The sequence below is a fragment of the Natronococcus jeotgali DSM 18795 genome (assembly GCF_000337695.1).
In the GTDB taxonomy this organism is placed as follows: domain Archaea; phylum Halobacteriota; class Halobacteria; order Halobacteriales; family Natrialbaceae; genus Natronococcus; species Natronococcus jeotgali.
Window position 1 is genome coordinate 17654 of record NZ_AOIA01000151.1, and the last position, 18907, is coordinate 36560.

Here is an 18907-nt window from a genome sequence, read left to right on the forward strand (position 1 = left end):
CGGGACGACCGATGTCCGTTCGCAGAAAACGAGTCGGCGCCGGCCGGCTAGAGGTTCTCGCCGATCCAGCCGGCGAAGTCCTGGGTCAGGAAGTCGATGTAGTCCGTCACCCCGAGATACAGCGTCACGACGAGGACGACGATGATCGGGACGCGAACCGCCCAGATCCACGCCTGGCCCCACGCGCCGAGGTCGCCGATCCCCTTCGAGAGCTCCTCGACGGCGAACGACGGGGTGATCCAGCCGACCAGCACCATCAGGACGAGCGCGCCGAACACCAGCAGGATCCCATTTGCGAACAGATCAAGCAGGTCCAGGAAGATCAGGTCGAAGGTCACCGGAACCCCGAGCAGGTAGACGACCGTCCCCATCCCGAGGGCGGCCTTCCACCGTTCGACGCCCTTCTCGTCGATGACGTAGGCGGTCACGACCTCGAGCAGCGAGATCGCACTCGAGAGCGCCGCGATGGCGACGGTCCCGAAAAACAGGATCCCGAGGAGGCGACCGCCCGGGAGACCCGCGAACGCGTCCGTCATCGAGACGAAGATCGCGCCGGCGCCGCCCTCGCCGGGTTCGGTGATCCCGCCCGCGAAGAAGACGGGGAAGACGACCAGTCCGGCCAGGAACGCGATCCCGGTGTCGAACCCGACGATTGTGGCGGCGTCTCTGGTCAGACTCCGATCCTCGCCGAGATAGGACGCGTAGGTAATCATCACGCCCATCCCGAGCGAGAGCGTGAAGAACGCCTGGCCGGCCGCCGCGGGCAGCAGGCTCTGCCAGTTCTCGAGGATGACGCCGAAATCCGGCGACAGGTAGTACTCGTATCCCGCCCCGGAGCCCGGAAGCGTGAACGCCCAGACGGCCATCCCGCCGAGGAGCAGCAGGATCGCCGGCACCATCGCCTTCACCGCGAGTTCGATCCCGCGGCGGATGCCGAGCGCGATGATCACGATCGACAGCGCCATGATCAGCGTGTGAAACAGGAACGCGCCGGTTCCCGTCGAGAGGTCGGCGAACATGATCGCGGCCGCGGGTTGGCCGGCCTCCGCTGCCGCGCTCTCGTAGCCCGCGAGGTGCCCGGCGTAGCTGTTCCGAAAGCCCTCGAGGAAGTATCGAACGAACCAGCCGGCGACGACGCTGTAGTACGACAGGATGACGAACCCGGTGACGATGAACACGCCGCCGACGTACTTCCAGACGTTCCCTCCGAGTTGCATCAGGGCGCCGACCGGGTTTCGCTCGGTGCGCCGTCCGACGACGAACTCGACGAGGATCGCCGGGAATCCGACGAGTGCAACGAACAGCAAGTAAACGACCAGGAAGGCTGCACCCCCGCCTTCGCCCGTGACGAACGGGAACCGCCAGATGTTCCCCAACCCCACCGCGCTCCCGACGGCGGCGAGGATGAACCCCGTTCTCGTGGCCCATGTTTCGCGTTGTACCATGGGTCACTATTTAAAAGACGGCTATATATAACTTTTGTAGAATGCCGATCTCGAGCATTCGTTCCCGATCAATTGTGGCAGGTTACGGAATTCTTTTCATATTGGTCGTCACACAACCGCGTATGCAACCGACGGAGGTGCTCTCGGCATGACGATGGAGGATCGCATCGAGGAACTCGAGGAGTTCCGCGAGGAAGCCCGGAAGGGCGGCGGCGAGGAGCGCATCGAGAAGCAACACGAGAAGGGGAAGATGACCGCCCGCGAGCGGATCGACTACTTCCTCGACGAGGGCACCTTCACGGAGTTCGACCAGCTCCGGACCCACCAGACCAGCCAGTTCGGGATGGAGGAGAAGAAGGTTCCGGGCGACGGCGTCGTCACGGGGTACGGCGAGGTCAACGGCCGAACCGTCTTCGTCTTCGCCCACGACTTCACCGTCTTCGGCGGCTCGCTGGGCGAGGTCTTCGCCGAGAAGATCTGCAAGGTGATGGACATGGCGATGGAGGTCGGCGCCCCCATCGTCGGGCTCAACGACTCCGCGGGCGCCCGCATCCAGGAAGGCGTCAAGAGCCTGGCGGGCTTTACCGAGATCTTCCGGCGCAACCAGGAGGCCAGCGGCGTCGTCCCCCAGATATCGGGGATCATGGGCCCCTGCGCCGGCGGCGCGGTCTACTCTCCGTCGATCACCGACTTCATCTTCATGGTAAAGGACACGAGCCACATGTACATCACCGGCCCCGGCGTCACCAAGACCGTCACCGGGGAGGACGTCACCCACGAGGAACTCGGCGGGGCGATGACCCACGCCGACAAGACCGGGGTCGCCGAGTTCGCCTGCGAGAGCGAGGAGCAGGCCTTAGACGACATCAGACGCCTGCTCTCCTACCTCCCGCAGAACAACGTCGAGGATCCGCCGCGGGTCGACCCCTGGGACGACCCGGATCGGCGCGACGAGGCCCTCGAGTCGATCGTCCCCGACAGCCCACAGAAGCCCTACGACATGACCGACGTCATCGACAGCGTGGTCGACGAGGGCTCCTTTTTCGAGGTCGCGGAGAACTTCGCGAAGAACATCGTCGTCGGCTTCGGCCGACTCGACGGCCGCTCCGTGGGTCTCGTGGCGAACCAGCCCCGCGTCAACGCCGGCACGCTCACCGTCGACGCCTCGATGAAGGGTTCGCGGTTCGTCCGCTTTTGTGATTCCTTTAACATCCCGATCGTCACCTTCGTCGATGTCCCCGGCTACATGCCCGGGACCGACCAGGAACACCGCGGGATCATCCGTCACGGCGCGAAGCTGCTGTACGCCTACTCCGAGGCGAGCGTGCCGCTGCTGACGGTCATCACGCGCAAGGCCTACGGCGGCGCCTACTGCGTGATGGCCTCCAAAAACCTCGGCGCCGACGTCAACTACGCCTGGCCGACCGCCGAGATCGCGGTCATGGGTCCCCAGGGCGCGGTCAACATCCTCTACCGCGAGGAGCTCGCCGAGGCCGAGAATCCCGACGAGCTCCGGGACGAGCTCATCGAGGAGTACCGCGAGGAGTTCGCCAACCCCTACACGGCGACGGACAAGGGCTTTCTCGACGACGTCATCCTCCCGACGGAGACGCGCCCGCGGCTGATCGACGACCTCGAGATGCTCGAGACGAAACGCGAGGACAACCCCGACAAGAAACACGGGAACATCCCGCTCTGAGATGACCGCACAGCATCAGTCGACGGCGGTCGACGGCGACCCGCTGAGCGCGCTTCCGGAGGGCGTCGACCTCGAGTTGCCCGACGACGCCGACAGCGAGGAGGCCGCGGCCATCGTCGCCGCCATCGGCGCCCACCTCCACGACCGCGCGCTGGCTGCCGCGGCAGCCGCGGCCGACGAGGAGGCGACCTGGCAGGACCGCCGCTGGGCGTTCGCCGGCCGCGTGCGCGCCCAGCAACACCGCGACGTCCGCGTGCCGCTCGACGCGCCGACCGATCCCTGGTCGGCCGCCGGACGGACGGATCGCTTCTGAGCGCGCTCGAGTTCGCTCCGTTCGCGGTCTGGATCGTCGGCGAGGACGGCCCGCCGCGGGACGATCGGCGGCTCGACCCCGCGACGCCGATCGCACGCACCGCAATCGGGGTCGGTCGCCCCTGGCGTCGGACCGACGGCGCGTGGGGCCGCTCTCAGCGACGGCTGTGAACCGATCTCGATCCGTCGGTTAACCGATTCGTTGCGAAAAAGTAAGGTAGGCGCCCCGTGACGATTCTGGCAGAAATGTTCAGGAAGGTTCTCGTCGCGAACCGCGGGGAGATCGCCGTTCGGGTGATGCGGGCCTGCGAGGAGTTGAACGTCGGAACCGTCGCGATCTACTCCGAGGCCGACAAGGACTCGGGGCACGTCCGGTACGCCGACGAGGCCTACAACGTCGGCCCGGCCCGCGCGGCGGACTCCTACCTCGATCACGAGGCGGTCATCGAGGCCGCCCGCAAGGCCGACGCCGACGCGATCCATCCGGGCTATGGCTTCCTCGCGGAGAACGCCGAGTTCGCGAGCAAGGTCGAGGACGCCGAGGGGATCACCTGGATCGGACCGTCGAGTTCGGCCATGGAGTCGCTGGGCGAGAAGACCAAGGCCCGGAAGATCATGAGCGAGGCCGACGTCCCGATCGTTCCCGGGACGACCGACCCCGTCACCGACCCCGAGGAAGTCAAGGCCTTCGGCGAGGAGCACGGCTACCCCATCGCCATCAAGGCCGAGGGCGGCGGCGGCGGCCGCGGGATGAAGGTCGTCTGGGACGAAAGCGAGGTCGAGGACCAACTCGAGAGCGCCAAACGCGAGGGCGAGGCCTACTTCGACAACGACTCCGTGTATCTGGAGCGCTACCTCGAGAACCCCCGCCACATCGAGGTCCAGATCCTCGCCGACGGCGAGGGCAACGTCCGCCACCTCGGCGAGCGGGACTGCTCGCTCCAGCGCCGTCACCAGAAGGTCATCGAGGAGGGCCCGTCCGCGGCGCTGACCGACGCGCTCCGCGAGAAGATCGGCGAGGCCGCCCGTCGCGGCGTCTCCGCGGCCGACTACACCAACGCGGGTACCGTCGAGTTCCTCGTCGAGGAGGACCTCGGTCGGGACGGACTCCTGGGGCCGGACACGAACTTCTACTTCCTCGAGGTCAACACCCGGATCCAGGTCGAACACACCGTCTCCGAGGAGATCACGGGGATCGACATCGTCAAGCGCCAGATCCGGATCGCCGCGGGCCAGACGATCGACTTCGACCAGGACGATGTCGACATCGACGGTCACGCCATCGAGTTCCGGATCAACGCCGAGAACGCCGCGAACGACTTCGCGCCGGCGACCGGCGGTACGCTGACGACGTACGACCCGCCGGGCGGGATCGGCGTCCGCATGGACGACTCGCTCCGGCAGGGCGACGAGCTCGTCACCGACTACGACTCGATGATCGCGAAGCTGGTCGTCTGGGGCGAGGACCGGGACGAGTGCATCGAGCGCTCGCTGCGGGCCCTGCGCGAGTACGAGATCGAGGGGATCCCGACGATCGTCCCGTTCCACCGACTGATGCTCACCGACGAGCGGTTCGTCGAGAGCACCCACACGACGAAGTACTTGGACGAGGAACTCGACGAGAGTCGGATCGCCGAGGCCCAGGAGCAGTGGGGCTCCGAGAGCGCCGACGCCGACGGTGAGGAGGACGCCGTCGAACGGGAGTTCACCGTCGAGGTCAACGGCAAGCGCTTCGAGGTCAACCTCGAGGAACACGGCGCGCCCGCGATCGCGGCCGGCGACGGCGGCGCCCAGGCCCAGCCCCAGGCCGGCGGCCCGCCCGAACCGGCGGGCGGAAGCGACGACGGCGAGACCGAGATCGAGGGCGACGGCGAGACCGTCGACGCCGAGATGCAGGGGACGATCCTCGGCGTCGAGGTCGAGGTCGGCGACGAGGTCGCCGCCGGCGACGTGCTGGTCGTCCTCGAGGCGATGAAGATGGAAAACGACGTCGTCGCCTCCCGCGGCGGCACCGTCTCCCAGATCGCCGTCGAGGAGGGCGAGAGCGTCGACATGGGCGATACGCTGGTCGTCCTCGAGTAGCGGTTCGAGGCGTCTTTTTCGACGGGCGAGCGCTCAGCTCCCGACGACGTCCTCGTCGGTCGGCCCCTGGCCGTCGAACTCGGCGACTAGAGCGTCGAGACGGGCGGGATCGTCCGCGGCGGTGAGCCGCCGGGTCGCGGTCTCGCAGTCCGCGTCGACGCCGAGGTGCTCACAGACCAGGTCGGCCGTCGCCTCGGCCATCTTCCGGTAGGTCGTCAGCTTCCCGCCGACGATCGTCGCGAGGTTGGCGACGCCCTCGTCGGCGTGCTCGAGCAGGTGAAAGCCCCTCGAGATCCCCCGCGCGTCGATCGCGGCCTCCTCGGGCTCGTAGAGTGGGCGGACTCCCCACCAGGTCCGCAGGCGGGCGGCGTCGGCGACCGCGGGCAGCATCTTCGCACAGTCCTCGACCGAACGTTCGATCTCCCAGTCGGCCCGCTCGTACGCCTCGGGGTCGTCGACGGGGACGCTGGTCGTCCCGAGGACGACCTCGTCGTCGTGGGGGACGACGATGTCGCCGTCGTCGGGATCCCGACAGCGATTGAGAACCGGCTCGAGGCGGTCGTAGTCGACCGAGACCATCACGCCCCGCGTGGGCCGAAGCTCGACGGTCGCGCCGACCAGCTCCGCGATCGACGACGCGTAGGGCCCCGCGGCGTTGACGACGTGCGTCGGCTCGATCGTTCCGTCGACCTCGCCGCCGAGCTCGACCTCGGTGATCCGCCCGCCCTCGCGTCGCATGTCCGTCACGGGCGCGTGGGGCAACACGTCGGCGCCGTACTCGCGGGCGTCGGCCGCGTTCGCCGCGACCAGCCGCGAGGGGTAGACGACGCCGTCGGGGACGCGCAGCGCCCGTTCGACGTCCTCGCTCATGTCCGGAACCTCCTCCCGCGCGGTATCGCCGTCGACGACCTCGGTCGGGATGCCGACCTCCTCGCAGGCCTCGCGCTTGGCCTCGAAGTAGGCGGGGTCGTCCTCGCTCAACTGGACGAACAGGCCGCCCGTCTCCCTGACGCAGGCGCCGGCGATCTCGGCGAGCGTGCGGTTCTCCTCGAGGCAGGCCCGGGCCTCGGGCCCGTCGGCCTCGGCGTACCGGGCGCCGCTGTGGAGCAGGCCGTGGGAGCGTCCCGAGGTGCCCGCCGAGAGCCCGCCGCGCTCGGCGAGGGTGACGTCGACGCCCCGAAGGGCGAGGTCCCTGGCGATTCCGGTCCCGGTGGCGCCGCCGCCGACGACGAGAACGTCGGTTCGTCGGTCCATACCGTCGTCAGGCTCCGGAGACGGACATGCCTTTCACCTTACGCGGTCGGGTTCGGCGACTCGCGTTCCCAGGGGAGCTGACCGTCGTACCCCGCCGGGACGTACGGACAGAGCGGGTCGCTCGCCAGCGGGTTTCCGGTGTGAGCGTACGCTCGCGAGCGGCTGCCGCCACAGACCGTCCGGTAGGGACAGGCGCCGCACTTTCCCTCGAGGGCGTCCCGATCCCGGAGCGTCCGGAACAGGGACGCCTCGCGGTACAGCTCGTGGACGGGCCGCTCCCGGACGGAGCCGACCGACCGCGGGAGAAAGCCCGAGGGGTAGACCTCGCCCGCGTGGCTGACGAACGCGAAGCCGTCGCCCGCGACGACGCCCGCTCGTCCGCCCGCGTCCGAGTCGTCGTCCGCGCTGCGCTGGGCGAGTACGCGGCGGTAGTGGGGCGCCTCGGTCGTCTTGAGCCCGAACGGCTCCTCCTCGGCGACGGCGGCGAGCCACCGCATCACGGCGTCGGCCTCGGCGGGGTCGATCGGCTCGAGGACCCGTCCCCGACCGATCGGGACGAGGAAGAAGACGCTCCACATCACGGCACCGAGTTCGGTCAACAGGTGGCGGATCGCAGGGAGCTCGCCGACGGTCTCCCGGCAGACGGTCGTGTTGGCCTGGACCGGAATTCCGGCGTCTCGCGCGTCCTCGACGGCTCGAATCGTCTCCGCGAAGCTGCCCGTCTCCCCGCGGAAGGCGTCGTGGCCCTCGGCGGCGGCCCCGTCGAGACTGACGGCGATTCGCCTGAGCCCCGCGTCGGCGAGCGCTTCGATCCGCTCGGTCGACAGGGAGCGGGTCCCGCTCGGCGTCATCGTCATCCGCAGCCCCAGCTCGTCGCCGTAGGCCACCAGCTCCGTGATATCGTCCCTGACGAGCGGGTCCCCGCCCGAGAGGACCACGAGCTGTCCCTCCCCGAACGCGGCCGCGTCCTCGAGCAGGCGCTTCCCCTCGGCGGTCGTGAGCTCGTCGGGGTGACGGTCGGGCTGTGCGTCGGCCCGGCAGTGGTCACAGGAGAGGTCACAGGCCTGCGTCACTTCCCAGATGAGCACGACCGGTCGCTCCGAGGTGTCGACGTGGTACATCGGCTGGATCTGCCGTCGGCCGGGTCAAATTCCTTCCAGCCCGTTCTCGGAACCCGAGAACTCGGCGGAACACGTTCGCCTCCGCGAGCGGTGTTCCAGCATCCCGAGAACGGACGAAACGACCTTCGGGGTTCCCCCGGAGCGCTTGCGTATGGTCGAGAAGACGATCCGTTCGAAGATCGACGGAGCAAAGCGAACGACTGCGACGCCCCGGTGGGAGGTGTTCGTTCGCGACGCGGAGACCGAGCCGCTGAACTACGTCGGCACCGTGGTCGCGCCCGACGAGGAGACCGCCCACGAGCGCGCCTCGCGGCTGTTCGGCTGGTACGCGGTCGACGTCTGGCTCTGTCCGGCCGCCGACGTCGTGCGGTACTCGGCGCGAGGGCGCGAGGCCGAGGCGAGCGGAGACGACGCCGTCCCCGGAGAACGTGACGGGACGGAGCCGCGGGTCTACGAGGAGACCGAGGGAACGCCCGGCGTGCGCGAGCGCTGACGGACGGCGCGGACGGATCGCCGTCGGTCGCGACCCGGAACCGCGTCCCGTCTCAACAACAGAACATGAACGGGTAGATCAGCGCCACCCGGTCGCCGTCCTCGAGTTCGGTCTCGAACCCCTCGAAGTGCTCGTTGAACCGGCCGTTGATACAGACGCGGGCGTAGGGCCGGGTCTGGTCGCCCTCGGGGTTCTTCCGCCAGGTGCCCGGCAGCTCGTCGGGGACGGGGGCCCACCCGCGGGCGGTCGCGTCGGCCTCGGTCTCGGCGATGAGCATCTCCTCGACGTCGTACTCCTCGAAGCAGGCCTCGAGGAACTCCCGCAGCGTCGTTCCTTCGAAGCGGAACTCGAGGGCGTGGGCACCGACGGCGTCGCGAACGTGGCCGGTGCAGCGAACGTCGACGGTCGTCACTCCTACCTGCTGGTCGGCCGCGGCGGTAGTCTGCGCTGTCATAGTCGACTCGACGGGCCGAGCGGACAAACGGTCGGTCCCGAACAAGTTCGGCCCCAGTTTCCCGGCGCGGTCCCCCGCTCCGACCGGCGTCGCCGCCCCGGGTGGACCGACCCGGCTCTCGGGTGACTGTTTTTACAAAAATTCTGACGGTCATCTCCCAGTCAATAAGTAATGAACAGTATTTTAGCCTAGGAGAAGGAAGAAAAAGACTATGTACCGATAATCGCTGTGTCTGAGTGCAGACTATGTCCCTCCAGACAGACCACCCGCCACGCCCCGCGAACGACGCCGAGACGGAGGCGGCGTCACTCTCCGACGACGACGTGTTCCACATCCTGCAGACGAACCGTCGCCGGGACGCGATCCGATACCTCCTCGAGCAGGACGAACCGGTCAGGATGCGCGACGTCGCCGAGTACGTCGCCGCGACCGAGAACGATACCTCCGTCGCGAAACTGACCTCCACGGAGCGCCAGCGCGTCTACATCCCGCTGTACCAGTCCCACCTCCCGAAGCTCGACTCGGAGGGGATCATCGAGTACAACAAGTCTCGCGGGATCGTTCGACCGACCGAGAAACTCGAGCTCTTTCGGCCGTACCTCGAACTCTCCGGCGTCGGCGAGGCCGACGGCGGCGCCGCGGAACGGCCCGACGCGATCCGCGCGGCGGCGAGCGCGAGCCTGCTGTTGGCCTCGGCGATCGGCGCCTACGCCGCGGTCGCCGCCGCCGCGACCAGCCTCCCGCTGGCGATCGCCCTCGGCGCGGTCGCGTTCCCCGGGTTCGTTCTCGGGACGGTCGCCACCGCCCGGCTCGCGCTGGGGCTCGACTCGGCGGGCGTCCCATCGCTCCTTCGGTCCGGGGAGTAGGCTCGAGAACGACGGGTGGGTGTGTCTCTTCGGTATCTACAGCGAGGTGCGACGATCCCTTTTCTCGGCGAGGTCCCGTGGCGCGAGCAGGGCGGATACGGCACCGCTCGTTTTCATTCGACGATTCGAACGGCACCCGTGACCGCGTCGACGTCGACTGCGACGGGTCCGCGATCGCTCTCGAGGGTCACCGTCCAGGTGCCGCTGGTTCGGTAGGGAGGCTCCCGGAGCGAGAGTTCGGCGTACCCCTCCGCCGCCGCCCGCTCGCGGGCCAGCCGTTCCGCCTCGGCCGAGTCCTCGATCTCGATCTCGTCGGTCAGCCGGACCGTGACGACGGGGACGTCCGCCAGGCGAACGACCCGCTCGGCCACGCTCCCGACCAGCACCCGATCCAGCCCCGTTCGGCCCTGGGTCCCCATGACGAGCATGTCGATCCCCTCCTCGTCGACGTACTCGAGGATCGCCTCGTGGGGAACGCCGCTCTCGACGGCGGTCCGTACCGGGACGCCGTCGCGGGCGGCCTCGCGCTCGACGCGCTCGACGGCCCGACGGGCCCCCGCGGTCGCGTCCGCCCGGTTCTCGAGGGCTCCCAGCGGTCCCTTGGGGACGACCGACAGCGCGTGTACCGTCGCGTCGAATCGGTTCGCGATCGTCAACGCGTGGGCGATCGCTCGTCGCGTTCCGTCGCTCCCGTCGGTCGGCACGAGGACGTGCTGGTACATCGTCTCGAGGTTGGGGCGGTGAGAGTAAATACCTCGGGCCGGCGATCGGACCGAACGGTTCCCCCGCCCGACGCGGTTTAGCGTCTGTAAGCGTGACTGGTCTTCGACGAACAGTGTAAACGCTTTTTACTACGGGCGAAAACGTTGTCGTGAGACATGGCAAACCTTGTCAACGCCGTCGCGGAGACTGCCCGCGAGCACGGCGACGCCGCGGCCGTCGGGTTCCGGGGGAACGAGACCAGTTACGAGGAGTTCTGGGGACAGACGGGAGCGTTCGCCGCCGCGCTCGCCGAGCGCGGGGTCGGCGAGGACGACCGGGTCGCGATCTACCTGCCGAACGTCCCGCCGTTTCTGGTCGCGTTCCACGGGACGCTGCGGGCGGGCGGGGTCGTCGTGCCGATGAACCCACAGTACAAGGCCCGCGAGATCGGTCACCTGCTCGCCGACAGCGGGGCCGAAGTCGTCGTTGCGCTGGCCGACCTCGTCCCGTTCGTCGAGGAGGTGCGGGACGAGACCGACGTCGAGTGCGTCGTCGGCGTCGGCGAAGGAGAGGCCGACGGGGCGGTTCCCTTCGAGGAGTTCCTCGAGCCGGGCGCCCCCGAGGTCGTCGAGCGCGACGACGACGACGTCGCCGTCCAGCCCTACACCAGCGGGACGACGGGGCAACCGAAGGGCGTCGAGCTCACCCACCGTAACCTCGAGTCCAACGCCCGGATGGCGAACGAGCTCGTTCCGGAGGGGATCCGCCCGGAGGACAAACAGCTCGGCGTCCTCCCGCTGTTTCACATCTACGGGATGACCGTCGTGATGAACGCGACGCTGTTCAGCGGGGGGACCTACTACGCGGTGCCCCAGTGGGACGCCCGGGAAGCGGTCTCGCTCGTCGAAGAGGAGGAGCTGACGCTGATGCACGGCGTGCCGGCGATGTACAACGACGTCATCAACCAGCCAGACGCCGAATCGTTCGACCTCTCCTCGCTGCGTCTCTGTGGCGTCGGCGGCTCCGGGATCCCCGTCGAGGTCCTCCGGCGGTTCGAGGAGCTGTACGACGTGCGGGTCTACGAGGGGTACGGGCTGACCGAGACGAGCCCGGTCACCCACTTCAACAGTCCGACCGAGGGCCGACGCGTCGGCAGCATCGGCAAGTCCCTGCCCGGCGTCGACTCCCGGGTCGTCGACGGGGACTTCGAGGAGATTCCGCCCGTCGAGGAGGGGCCGCTCGACGAGGACGAGGCCGATCTCGACGAGGTCACCGGCGAGATCGTCGTCGCCGGGCCGAACGTGATGAAGGGGTACTACGGGCTGCCCGAGGCGACCGCGGAGGCGTTCACCGAGGCCGACGGCAAGACGTGGTTCCACACCGGCGACCTGGGATACCACGACGAGGACGGCTTCTTCTACGTCGTCGACCGGGAGAAACACACGATCGTCACGGGCGGGTACAACGTCTACCCGCGCGAGGTCGAGGAGTTGCTTTTCGAGCACGAGGCCGTCGCCGACGCCGCCGTCGTCGGCATCCCCGACGAGCGCCGCGGGGAGACCGTCAAGGCCTACCTCGTGCCGACTCCCGATGCCGACGTCACGCCCGACGAGATCAGAGAGTACTGCCTGACGAACCTCGCCGAGTACAAACACCCCCGCGAGGTCGAGTTCGTCGAGGAACTCCCCCGGACGACCACCGGGAAGGTCCAGAAGTTCAAGCTCCGCGAGCGCGAGGAGACGGCCGCCGAGTAGTCGCCTCGAGGGTTCGCGCTCGAACCCTGCCGTCGAAGCGCGACACCGGTTCGCGCGAATAGATGGGAGGTGATATCACACATCCAGAAAGTCATTTATTTTATCACCGGGTAGGTAGTACGTCGCCTTTCCTGCGGGTGGGCGCGAGGTGCAAATGACGTACACAAGAGATGTACTCGTATTCGGACTGCTGGCTATCGTGTGGGGATCGGGCTTTACTGCGATCGAGATCGGGTTGGAGTCGCTGCCGCCGGTGCTGTTCGCGGCGTTTCGCTTCGACGCCGCCGCGCTCGTCTTCTTCGCGCTGGTCGTCGCGAGCGGCGCCCGGCTGCGTCCGCGGACTCGCGACGACGTTCGACTGATCCTGACGACGGGCGTCCTCCTGATCGGCGTCCACTTCGCCCTGCTGTTTCTCGGGCAAAACTACGTCTCGAGTGCCGTCGCAGCGATCGTCCTGAGCTTCGCGCCGATCGTCACGCCCGCGATCGCACTCGCGGCGCTGCCGTCCCACCGGGTCCGGGCGACGGACGCGCTCGGCCTGCTGGTCGGGTTCGTCGGCGTCGCCGCCATCGCCGCCGCCGGCGGCTCGTTCGGCGGTCGGCTCGCCGGCGTCGCACTCCTGTTCGGGGCGGCCGTCGCGTTCGCGCTCGGCTCCGTGCTCACCCGTCGGTTCTCGCGGACCCTGCCGCTGGTCTCGCTGCAGGCCTGGTCGATGCTCGTCGGCGCCGGGATCCTCCACGCCTTCAGCCTCGTTCACCCGACGGAAGCGCTCTCGAGGGTCGACTGGAACGGCGGGGCGCTCGCGGCGATCGCCTACCTCGGGATCGTCTGCAGCGTCGGCGGGTTCCTGCTGTACTTCCGCCTGCTCGAGCGCGTCGGGCCGGCCGACGCGAGCCTCGTCAGCTACGCGACGCCGATCGTCGCGGCGGGGTTCGGCGCCGCGGTGCTCGGCGAGCCGATCACGAGCGCGATGGTGCTCGGCTTCGGGCTCATCGCCGTCGGGTTCGCCCTCTGTCAGATCCGTCCCCTCTGGCGGCTCGTCCGGGGTCTCCGCGGCCCGCGGCGCCGTCCGTCCGCGACCGAAACCGTTCGGGTCCGGGGCAACGAGTACGCCCTCGAGGAGCCGACCGTCGAGCGCGCTCGAGTCGGCACGGGCGAGGGGTACGGGCCGTCCCGCGGCGGGGGCGCAGCCCCCGATCCGGTCGCCGACGACTGAGCGAGGCGAGACGGTTCGACGGCTGTTGGGGCGCGGAACGGCCTCGTCCTACGGTTCCTCGAACCCGGCCCCCTCGAGCGAACCGCCGACGGGCGCGAGCGTCGAGATCCGGGCGTTCTCCTTGATCTCGAGTCCCCCGTCGGGGACCGACAGCGGGAGCAGCGGGAGGTGGGAGTCGACCTGGACCGTCGGGTGAGCGCCCCCGCGGGCCAGCAGCTCGTTGTTCGGCTGGAGGAGCAGCGGCTCCTCGAGGTCGGTGAGGAACTCGTTGTGCTGGACGACGTACCGGCCGCCCTCGAGGTTCCACCAACCGTACTCGTCGTCGGGGTCGCGACGGGTCGTCTCGACGGGCTCGAGGTCGGCGTCGGCCAGCTCGTCCCCGCCGAAGTCGAGGCTGCCGGGAGCGGCGACCGTATAGATCGCGCTCACCGTCAGGTCGATTCCGCGATCGTGGACCTGTACCGGCTGGTACACCAGGTTGTCGACGGCGTTTGCGAGCGGGTGGTCGTCGCTCATATCGGTCGAACCGACGGTCCCGAGCGGCAAAAAATATGCCGCTCGAGGGGGCTCCCCGAAGGCTTTGGTGGCGCCTCCCCGAGGGTCCGGTATGGTCGACGTCCTCAGCGAGGAGATGGCGAGGTTCGTTCGCGCGGTCGGGCCGGCGCCCGACGAGACGCTCCGTGAGATGGACGAGTACGCGGACTCGGCGGGCTTTCCCCACGTCGGTCCCGAGGTGGGCGGCTTCCTGCGGTTTCTCGCCCACGTCGTCGGCGCCGAACGGATCTTCGAGTTCGGCTCGGGCTACGGCTACTCGGCGTACTGGTTCGCCGACGCGCTCCCCGCTGACGGCGAAATCGTCCTCACCGAGGTCGACGCGGACGAACTCGAGCTGGCCCGCGAGTACATGGCCGCGGGCGAGTACGACGCCGTCGCCCGGTACGAGCTCGGCGACGCCCTCGAGACGATCGAGGGGTACGCGGGGCCGTTCGACGTGGTGTTGATCGACCACCAGAAGGGGCGCTACGTCGACGCCCTCGAGGCCGTCCGACCGAAGGTGCCCGTCGGCGGCGTCGTCGTCGCCGACAACGCGATCACCGCCGGGCCGATCGAGTTCGAGACGCTGCTCGAGGTCGCAGAGCGCGAGGCCGGCGGGGACGGCGAGTGGTCGATCCCGGAGTCGGCCAACGAGCACACCCGCGGGATCGCGGCCTACCTCGAGCGCGTGACCCGGGATCCGGCCTTCGAGACGGTCGTGCTCCCGCTCGGCGAGGGGATCGCGGTGAGCTACCGCGTGGAGTAGTCGGACTCGCCCTCGAGGACCTGCTCCTCGGCGACGTCGGCGCTCGCGCTGGCGTACTCCCGGAATCCGAGAAAGACGGTGGCCGAACAGGAGAGCAACAGCGCCGTCCACGTCAGCGCCGACAGCGAGCGAACCCCGGCGGCCGTCGTTCCGGGGGCGGCCCCGGCGACCGTCTCGAGGCCGACGAGGTGGAGTCCGGCGACGCCGAGAAAGCCGATCCAGAGCCCGAGCGAGAGCCGAGCGAGCTCCGGGCGGGACACCCGATCGGCGTACTGCGCGACGCAGTAGACGCCGCCGACGGCGAGCGCGGTCGCGCCGACGGTCGTCGCGGGCCCCACGTCACCTGCGGTCGCCGCGCCGGCACCGGCAAAGAGAACGAGCGAGACGGCGAGTAACCGCCGTTTTGAGCGATGAACTGTCGGAATCACGTCGAGCACCGTTTTCCTGGGTGCAACACTCGGCCGTACAAATACCTGTTGGCTACTCCATTGGTATTCCGATCGCGGACCGAGCGTCGAGTACGGGTCGAAATCGTATCGAACCGAACGAACGGCGCGGTACCGGCTACTACCCGGGACCCCGACGACGGTCCTCGAGCGCGTCATCGCCCGCCTCGAGCGACTGCTCGCCCCTCGAGGGCGATCCGGGCGGACCGAACGCTCGAGGAGCCGAACCGGTAGCTCTCGGTCGACGCGTCAGTCGCTCTCGCTCCGGTCGGCGGCTCGAACGACGTTCTCGACGAGCGCCGCGAGCGTCACCGGACCGACCCCGCCGGGAACGGGCGTGATCGCGCGGACTCGCTCGCTCGCGCTCTCGAAGTCGACGTCGCCGACGACCGTCCCGTCGGGTCGGCGGTTCGCGCTGACGTCGACGACGACGGCCTCGGGGGCGAGCATCGAGCCGTCGACCAGCTCCGGGACGCCCGCGGCGGTGACGACGACGTCCGCGCGGCGGGTGTGGGCCCCGAGGTCGGCCGTCTTCGAGTGACAGACCGTGACCGTCGCGTTGCCCCCGGAACGATCCCGCAGAAGCCGATTGGCCAGCGGCCGCCCGATCGCACTCGAACGGCCGACGACGACGACGTCGGCGCCTGCGACCGAGATCCCGGACGCCGACAGCAGCCGATCCACCGCCGCGGTCGTCGCCGGGACGAACCGCGGCTCCCCGGCGACGAGTCGTCCGAGATTCGTCGGGTGGAGGCAGTCGACGTCCGCGGCGGGATCGAGCCGGCGCCGCGCCGCCGACAGCGGGACGTGGTCGGGGAGCGGAACCTGGACGAAGACGGCGTCGATCCCGGGATCGCCGGACAGGCGTTCGATCTCCCGGTACAGTCGCTTGGCCGGCGCGTCGGGATCGAGGCGGACGTCGCGGGTGGCGATCCCGACCTCGGCACACGTCTCGTGTTTCAGCTCGACGAACCGCTCGTCGGCCGGGTCGTCGCTCATCAGCACCGTTCCGAGCGTCGGCACCGTCCCCTCATCTCGGAGACGTTCGACCCGCTCGCCGGCGCGCTCGAGGATCGGCGTCGCGACCGGATCCCCGCGGAGCAGTTCTGGCGACACGTCTCCCTTTCGTCGACCGCGGACTTGTAGGGTTCGCCGCCTCGGGTCGAGGGCCCGAACGGCTGGAAAGCATTTGGTCGTCCCGTTCGATAGCCCGACTATGGCATACGAGTACGCGGGGGACGCCGCCGAACGGCTGCTCGAGACGTACGACACCGACGCCGCGACGGGCGCGGCGGCGTCGCAGTTCCCCCGGGACGACAGGCGCCCGGAGCTGGCCCTGCTGCGACGGCTCCTCTTTCCGGGCTGCTGGAACGCCGCGGAGCTGCTGACCGACGAGTCGGCGCTCCGGGAGACGCTCACCGAACTGGGCTCGCACTACGAGCGGGGAATCAGGGCCTACGGGGGGTCCGACCCCGCAGCGACGGCGACCGACGTGCTCGATCGGCTGCCGGAGTTGCGCCGCACGCTCGAGAAGGACGTCGAGGCCGCCTACAAGGGCGATCCGGCCGCGCGGTCGGTCGTCGAGGTCGTCCGGTCCTATCCCGGGCTGCAGGCGATCACGATGCAGCGGGTCGCACACTGCCTCTACGAGGCCGGCGCCCCCGAGTACGCCAGGGAGTTGACCGAGTACGCGAAGTCGGTCACGGGGATCGACATCCACCCGGGGGCCCGGATCGGCGACTACTTCTTCGTCGACCACGGCACCGGGGTCGTCATCGGGGAGACGGCGACGATCGGCGACTGGGTCCGGCTCTACCAGGACGTGACGCTTGGAGCGTTGCACTTCGAGGAGGCCGAGGACGACGAGAAGGCCCTGAAGAAGGGGTACAAGCGCCACCCCGACATCGGCGACAACGTCGTGATCGGCGCGGGCACGAAGGTGCTGGGCGCGATCACCGTCGGCGACCACGTCAGCATCGGCGCCAACTCCTGGGTGACAGAAGACATCCCCGACCAGACGAGCGTGTTCGTCTCCGAACACCCCGAGCAGGAGCGAAAGCGAAACGGGTGAGCCGTCAGCGGTGCTTCTCGAGCGTCTCGACCCGCCAGGTCTCGAGATCGGGCACCTGGTTGAACGCGTAGATGTGAACCCCGCGGATGTCGTAGTAGGGGTCGGTCGCGTACGGCGCGAGCCCCTCGAGTAGCGTGTCCGGCGAGTACGTTCCGCGGGAGCCCACGAGCTGGCGGAGGAAGCCGACGATCCCGCTGGTCTTCTGGAGAAAGCGGACGGAGTCGCCGACGCCGACTTTCTTCGAGATGCCAAGCAGCCGCTGGTACTTCATCACGCCCGGGATCCCGATCTCGACGGGGAGTTCGACGCCGCGGGTGCGGATCTCGTCGATCCACTCGAGGACGGCGTCGGGATCGTAACACAGCTGGGTGACGACGTAGGTGGCGTAGGGCTCCTTGCGGGCCATCGCCTCGGCGAGCGTCTCGTCGTCGAGGAAGGCGTGGCCCTCCGGGTACCCCGTGATGCCGACCTCCGCGAACTCGTAGGGAAGATCCTCGAGAGCCACGAGCAAATCCAGCGCGGACTCGAACTCGCCGGCGGGCTCCTCGCGGTCCCCGCCCGGCACGAAGATGTCCGTAACGCCCGCGTCGGTGAGCCGACGGGCGATCTCCTCGAGGTGGCCCCGGTCCTCGACGTAGCGGGCGGCGACGTGGGGGACGATCTCGTAACCGCGCTCGCTGGCCCGTTCGCTCCACTCGATCGTCGCCTCGAGTCCCAGCGTCGGGGAGGTGGTGATGGCGATCTCGGATCCCTCGGGGAGGTGGCCGAGCTGCTCGTCGATGCTCTCGAACGGCATCAGCTCGAAGCGGGGCTTCTCGAGCAGTTCGACCATCCCCTCGGCGGTCGGCATCGATTGGATGTCACTGGACATGGGTCGGTTCGTTCACCCGGCGCGGCTCCCGCCGGCGATCGGTCGCGAGTGCGGGCGTCGCCCGGAGCGCACGTGGTTGGCAGACATTATCAGACAGGTCCTCTCGAGAACACATAAATCGAACGATGAGAGGGGTTCGAACCGCGACGTGACGGCTCTCGAGAACGTCGTGGAAGCGGTCGGGCCGACGCGGCGGTGGTCCGATCCGGAACCGTCGGGAGATCGACGCGACTGCGGTTTTTAGTGGCTCGAGCGGAGAGGGAAGTCCATGCGACCGGGTACGGGGGGAAGTCCCCGCTGTGAGCGCTGCGGGTACGAACTCGAGGGCGACGAGGCGGGCTGTCCGGGCTGCGGGTTCAATCCCCGCCAGATCGGGCTGCGCGTCTCGATGGGGTTTCTCCTGATCGTCGTCTGTTCGATGACCGCGCTCTCGATCCCCCCGCTGACGGGACTGGCGCCGGTTCTCCTCGCGCTCGCGGCCGTCTCGTTCGGGCTCGCCGTCGCGACGTTCGCGGTTTCGTTTCTCGCGACGCCGTCCCGGCTCGGGTTCCTGTTTGTGGGGCTCTGAATCGGCGACGCCGTCGGAACGGCCCCGCTGCAGGTCGAAAGGTCTATCCGGCGGTGTGTGTCTCGGATAACTACACGGATCGTTACCAAAACTATATGTCGAACTGCAGGCAATCCACATACCGTGATTGACAGGGAGTATCATTTGTGATTCGTTCCCACCCCGGGTCGTCGTAACGGCGGCTCGAACGGTCGGTGCCGAGGGGGCGGCCCGATCGACCGGACGGTGTGGCACGAACGGTCACCTCGAAGCA

The 18907-nt window shown here is 68.7% G+C and carries 19 protein-coding genes; 10 read left to right on the top strand and 9 right to left on the bottom strand.

The window, feature by feature from the left end; genetic code table 11:
* Positions 1-47: 47 nt before the first annotated feature.
* Complete coding sequence (locus tag C492_RS17430; protein WP_049893159.1) at positions 48-1445, bottom strand: sodium-dependent transporter; 1398 nt, start codon at positions 1443-1445, stop codon at positions 48-50.
* A gap of 154 nt (positions 1446-1599) precedes the next feature.
* Here C492_RS17430 and C492_RS17435 point away from each other — a divergent pair, with 154 nt between their 5' ends.
* From C492_RS17435 to C492_RS17445, 3 genes are all read left to right on the top strand, one after another.
* A complete protein-coding gene (locus C492_RS17435; RefSeq protein ID WP_008426050.1) occupies positions 1600-3144 on the top strand; it encodes an acyl-CoA carboxylase subunit beta in 1545 nt (514 codons plus the stop codon).
* A gap of 1 nt (position 3145) precedes the next feature.
* Complete coding sequence (locus C492_RS17440) at positions 3146-3457, top strand: hypothetical protein (RefSeq protein WP_008426053.1); 312 nt, start codon at positions 3146-3148, stop codon at positions 3455-3457.
* A 245-nt stretch (positions 3458-3702) separates the two neighbouring features.
* The gene (locus C492_RS17445) at positions 3703-5538 is read left to right on the top strand and encodes an acetyl-CoA carboxylase biotin carboxylase subunit (RefSeq protein ID WP_008426054.1); all 1836 of its coding nucleotides are present in this window, start codon (positions 3703-3705) and stop codon (positions 5536-5538) included.
* Between the two features lie 33 nt (positions 5539-5571).
* Here the strand turns inward: C492_RS17445 and C492_RS17450 are convergent, their stop codons facing one another.
* Positions 5572-6792, bottom strand: a complete 1221-nt coding sequence (locus C492_RS17450; protein WP_008426055.1) for an FAD-dependent oxidoreductase — start codon at positions 6790-6792, stop codon at positions 5572-5574.
* Positions 6793-6830: 38 nt separating this feature from the next.
* The gene (locus tag C492_RS17455; protein WP_008426057.1) at positions 6831-7913 is read right to left on the bottom strand and encodes a radical SAM protein; all 1083 of its coding nucleotides are present in this window, start codon (positions 7911-7913) and stop codon (positions 6831-6833) included.
* A 151-nt stretch (positions 7914-8064) separates the two neighbouring features.
* On the opposite strand from C492_RS17455, the gene C492_RS17460 reads away from it, so the two are divergent.
* Entirely contained in the window at positions 8065-8406 is a 342-nt protein-coding gene (locus tag C492_RS17460; RefSeq protein WP_049893161.1) for an Htur_1727 family rSAM-partnered candidate RiPP, read from the top strand.
* A 52-nt stretch (positions 8407-8458) separates the two neighbouring features.
* On the opposite strand, the gene C492_RS17465 is transcribed toward C492_RS17460, so the two are convergent.
* Entirely contained in the window at positions 8459-8860 is a 402-nt protein-coding gene (locus tag C492_RS17465) for a MoaD/ThiS family protein (protein WP_008426059.1), read from the bottom strand.
* Between the two features lie 245 nt (positions 8861-9105).
* Between C492_RS17465 and C492_RS17470 the strand changes: the two genes are divergently transcribed.
* On the top strand, positions 9106-9726 hold the full coding sequence (locus tag C492_RS17470; protein WP_008426060.1) for a DUF7344 domain-containing protein: 621 nt from the start codon (positions 9106-9108) through the stop codon (positions 9724-9726).
* 113 nt (positions 9727-9839) lie between these two features.
* Here the strand turns inward: C492_RS17470 and C492_RS17475 are convergent, their stop codons facing one another.
* Entirely contained in the window at positions 9840-10448 is a 609-nt protein-coding gene (locus C492_RS17475; protein WP_008426061.1) for a universal stress protein, read from the bottom strand.
* A 156-nt stretch (positions 10449-10604) separates the two neighbouring features.
* On the opposite strand from C492_RS17475, the gene C492_RS17480 reads away from it, so the two are divergent.
* Together C492_RS17480 and C492_RS17485 are read left to right on the top strand one after the other, a co-directional pair.
* Positions 10605-12182 carry a long-chain-fatty-acid--CoA ligase gene (locus tag C492_RS17480; protein WP_008426062.1) on the top strand — a complete coding sequence of 526 codons (1578 nt, stop codon included), beginning with the start codon at positions 10605-10607 and terminating at the stop codon, positions 12180-12182.
* Between the two features lie 154 nt (positions 12183-12336).
* Complete coding sequence (locus C492_RS17485; protein WP_049893162.1) at positions 12337-13398, top strand: DMT family transporter; 1062 nt, start codon at positions 12337-12339, stop codon at positions 13396-13398.
* A 48-nt stretch (positions 13399-13446) separates the two neighbouring features.
* On the opposite strand, the gene C492_RS17490 is transcribed toward C492_RS17485, so the two are convergent.
* On the bottom strand, positions 13447-13914 hold the full coding sequence (locus C492_RS17490) for a dCTP deaminase (RefSeq protein ID WP_083898873.1): 468 nt from the start codon (positions 13912-13914) through the stop codon (positions 13447-13449).
* A 91-nt stretch (positions 13915-14005) separates the two neighbouring features.
* On the opposite strand from C492_RS17490, the gene C492_RS17495 reads away from it, so the two are divergent.
* On the top strand, positions 14006-14698 hold the full coding sequence (locus C492_RS17495; RefSeq protein WP_008426065.1) for an O-methyltransferase: 693 nt from the start codon (positions 14006-14008) through the stop codon (positions 14696-14698).
* Here C492_RS17495 and C492_RS17500 read toward each other — a convergent pair.
* Both C492_RS17500 and C492_RS17505 read right to left on the bottom strand, forming a co-directional pair.
* Positions 14683-15135, bottom strand: coding sequence for a hypothetical protein (locus C492_RS17500; protein WP_008426067.1), 453 nt, complete (start codon positions 15133-15135; stop codon positions 14683-14685). The two genes, C492_RS17495 and C492_RS17500, sit on opposite strands and share 16 nt — an antisense overlap.
* Positions 15136-15393: 258 nt before the next feature.
* Entirely contained in the window at positions 15394-16260 is an 867-nt protein-coding gene (locus tag C492_RS17505) for a bifunctional 5,10-methylenetetrahydrofolate dehydrogenase/5,10-methenyltetrahydrofolate cyclohydrolase (RefSeq protein WP_008426068.1), read from the bottom strand.
* Between the two features lie 100 nt (positions 16261-16360).
* Here C492_RS17505 and epsC point away from each other — a divergent pair, with 100 nt between their 5' ends.
* The gene (gene epsC, locus C492_RS17510) at positions 16361-17215 is read left to right on the top strand and encodes a serine O-acetyltransferase EpsC (RefSeq protein ID WP_008426070.1); all 855 of its coding nucleotides are present in this window, start codon (positions 16361-16363) and stop codon (positions 17213-17215) included.
* Between the two features lie 4 nt (positions 17216-17219).
* On the opposite strand, the gene C492_RS17515 is transcribed toward epsC, so the two are convergent.
* On the bottom strand, positions 17220-18086 hold the full coding sequence (locus C492_RS17515; protein ID WP_008426072.1) for a methylenetetrahydrofolate reductase: 867 nt from the start codon (positions 18084-18086) through the stop codon (positions 17220-17222).
* Positions 18087-18354: 268 nt separating this feature from the next.
* Between C492_RS17515 and C492_RS17520 the strand changes: the two genes are divergently transcribed.
* On the top strand, positions 18355-18654 hold the full coding sequence (locus C492_RS17520) for a hypothetical protein (RefSeq protein ID WP_008426075.1): 300 nt from the start codon (positions 18355-18357) through the stop codon (positions 18652-18654).
* Positions 18655-18907 lie beyond the last annotated feature (253 nt).

Coding starts and splice junctions, on each gene's coding strand:
- C492_RS17430 (WP_049893159.1), bottom strand. CDS start 1,445: ATGGTACAACGCGAAACATGGGCCACGAGAACGGGGTTCATCCTCGCC.
- C492_RS17435 (WP_008426050.1), top strand. CDS start 1,600: ATGGAGGATCGCATCGAGGAACTCGAGGAGTTCCGCGAGGAAGCCCGG.
- C492_RS17440 (WP_008426053.1), top strand. CDS start 3,146: ATGACCGCACAGCATCAGTCGACGGCGGTCGACGGCGACCCGCTGAGC.
- C492_RS17445 (WP_008426054.1), top strand. CDS start 3,703: ATGTTCAGGAAGGTTCTCGTCGCGAACCGCGGGGAGATCGCCGTTCGG.
- C492_RS17450 (WP_008426055.1), bottom strand. CDS start 6,792: ATGGACCGACGAACCGACGTTCTCGTCGTCGGCGGCGGCGCCACCGGG.
- C492_RS17455 (WP_008426057.1), bottom strand. CDS start 7,913: ATGTACCACGTCGACACCTCGGAGCGACCGGTCGTGCTCATCTGGGAA.
- C492_RS17460 (WP_049893161.1), top strand. CDS start 8,065: ATGGTCGAGAAGACGATCCGTTCGAAGATCGACGGAGCAAAGCGAACG.
- C492_RS17465 (WP_008426059.1), bottom strand. CDS start 8,860: ATGACAGCGCAGACTACCGCCGCGGCCGACCAGCAGGTAGGAGTGACG.
- C492_RS17470 (WP_008426060.1), top strand. CDS start 9,106: ATGTCCCTCCAGACAGACCACCCGCCACGCCCCGCGAACGACGCCGAG.
- C492_RS17475 (WP_008426061.1), bottom strand. CDS start 10,448: ATGTACCAGCACGTCCTCGTGCCGACCGACGGGAGCGACGGAACGCGA.
- C492_RS17480 (WP_008426062.1), top strand. CDS start 10,605: ATGGCAAACCTTGTCAACGCCGTCGCGGAGACTGCCCGCGAGCACGGC.
- C492_RS17485 (WP_049893162.1), top strand. CDS start 12,337: ATGACGTACACAAGAGATGTACTCGTATTCGGACTGCTGGCTATCGTG.
- C492_RS17490 (WP_083898873.1), bottom strand. CDS start 13,914: ATGAGCGACGACCACCCGCTCGCAAACGCCGTCGACAACCTGGTGTAC.
- C492_RS17495 (WP_008426065.1), top strand. CDS start 14,006: ATGGTCGACGTCCTCAGCGAGGAGATGGCGAGGTTCGTTCGCGCGGTC.
- epsC (WP_008426070.1), top strand. CDS start 16,361: ATGGCATACGAGTACGCGGGGGACGCCGCCGAACGGCTGCTCGAGACG.
- C492_RS17515 (WP_008426072.1), bottom strand. CDS start 18,086: ATGTCCAGTGACATCCAATCGATGCCGACCGCCGAGGGGATGGTCGAA.
- C492_RS17520 (WP_008426075.1), top strand. CDS start 18,355: ATGCGACCGGGTACGGGGGGAAGTCCCCGCTGTGAGCGCTGCGGGTAC.